The organism is Candidatus Aquicultor sp. (genome assembly GCF_054640775.1).
The window spans coordinates 1-1,582 of sequence record NZ_JBTSLF010000277.1 but is presented as its reverse complement, the minus strand read 5'-3'; the positions used below and the strand labels follow the sequence as shown (position 1 = coordinate 1,582).

At 49.5% G+C, this 1,582-nt stretch carries 3 protein-coding genes; 2 read left to right on the top strand and 1 reads right to left on the bottom strand.

All coding sequences use genetic code 11. From position 1 onward, the window contains the following. The coding region (locus tag ACYC56_RS14105; RefSeq protein ID WP_461374809.1) for a GNAT family N-acetyltransferase at nucleotides 1-548 on the bottom strand (548 nt) is incomplete at its 3' end. Nucleotides 549-1,009: 461 nt separating this feature from the next. Between ACYC56_RS14105 and ACYC56_RS14100 the strand changes: the two genes are divergently transcribed. Both ACYC56_RS14100 and ACYC56_RS14095 read left to right on the top strand, forming a co-directional pair. Then, nucleotides 1,010-1,204, top strand: a complete 195-nt coding sequence (locus tag ACYC56_RS14100) for a hypothetical protein (protein WP_461374808.1) — start codon at nucleotides 1,010-1,012, stop codon at nucleotides 1,202-1,204. A gap of 47 nt (nucleotides 1,205-1,251) precedes the next feature. Next, a partial coding sequence (locus tag ACYC56_RS14095) for a carboxymuconolactone decarboxylase family protein (protein WP_461374807.1) occupies nucleotides 1,252-1,582 on the top strand: 331 nt, incomplete at its 3' end.

The following is a 1,582-nucleotide window of genomic DNA, read 5'->3' as shown; positions in this document are numbered from 1 at the left end:
GCTTTTGTGCTTTCCTTATTTCCAAGGGCTTTTTGTTTCTCATCTTCGCCTTCATTGATTATTTCCGGGATCCATTTCAGCAGTTGCTGATCGTAATAGCTGGCGACGATTTTGAATTGGCGCCGCAGGTAGAGTTCTGTCGGCATGCCGCCCATAACCTGCGGTATCGGCCAGAGGGAACTGAGCCCCTTGGCGATGATCGCCGAGAAGCCGGCCTTCTCCGCCCAGGCGATTGCCTCGTCGAGCAGGCGCGTACCGATGCCCCGCCCCATATAGCGGGGATCACGCCGGTCCGTGTTGTCCAGCTGGCCTACGTGATAACAGAACAAGGAAAGCGATCGGTCCGGCATCGTGGGGGCTTGATCTTCGAAATCCATCCAGTACAGTGGGTCATTAAGTCCGTGGGGGGATACCACCCCGGGTTCGTAGGGACGGAATTGGAGTTGCCCGATATGGTCACCTTCTTCAAAGGCGAGTATGGCCGAAGAACCAATAGCGGCTATTCGAGCCCGCACCTCTTCAGGAGTGCCCTGGTGTAGAAGCGGCACAGTTTCCACGTCAGCCGCCGCCAGAGGCCTATATTGGAATGCATTCTTTTTCTGGTTCATTGAAGTCTCCCTTAAGTTACTCGGAACCCTCTTTTTTTGTTACAATTTAACTAATAAAAATTTCTTTTTGAAGGAAAGAGTATAAGACAAGAAAAAGACCGGAGCAAGGAGAAAAGCAGGGCGAATGTTAACCCCTGCGTTTTCTTCACCCCCCCTTGACTCCTAGGCCTTTTTTCTGTTTGACCATATCCTTTTCTTTCCTTATACTCTCCCAATAAAAAACAAACCCTTATCAAATTTTTTTCTTGGTAATGAGTACTTCCAACAAGATCGAAAAAGGAGAAAATAACAACTCATGCACAAGATCAAATTCATTTTATTTTTTTTGGGGCTGTTGGTAGGGTGCGCTACCATTCCGGAGGTTTAAATCTCTTTACCAGGCTGCCTACGGGGTTTATTCGTTGAAGCGGCGGATCGAGAGCAATCTGGACCGGGTCTCAAGGAAAGAAGCCGAACTTCGCGATGAAAAAACTTCCGCCTCACAGCGCAACCAATTGCGAAGTGAGATACGTGATCTCGACCGTCAGAGAGAAACGCTGAGGGATGAATTGTTCTCTGATGAGCGGGAACTTCAACGCCTGCGCAAGGCCCCCTAACAGCCGTTTAAAACCAGGAAGAATATCACCTAAGACAGGAGAAACAGATGCCCAGAGTACCATACGCCCGTATTGACCAGGCCCCGGAAAAAATAAAGGACTTCTTCGCTAAACTGGAGGCCAACAGCCGAATATTAAATGTTCAGAAAATGGTGGCCAACAGCCCTGGTTCCGTCCGGGAATTCACCAGGTTCGGCAACGCGCTGCTGATGAAATCAAAACTCAACTCCACCTTCCGGGAGCTGGTGATTATACGGATATCCTTTCTGATCGGCTCACGGTATGAATGGGCACAGCATGTTCCTATCGCCCTGTCGGCCGGGGTGACCAAAGAGCAATTGGAGGAGATCAACCATTGGCAGGATTCATCACTTTTCA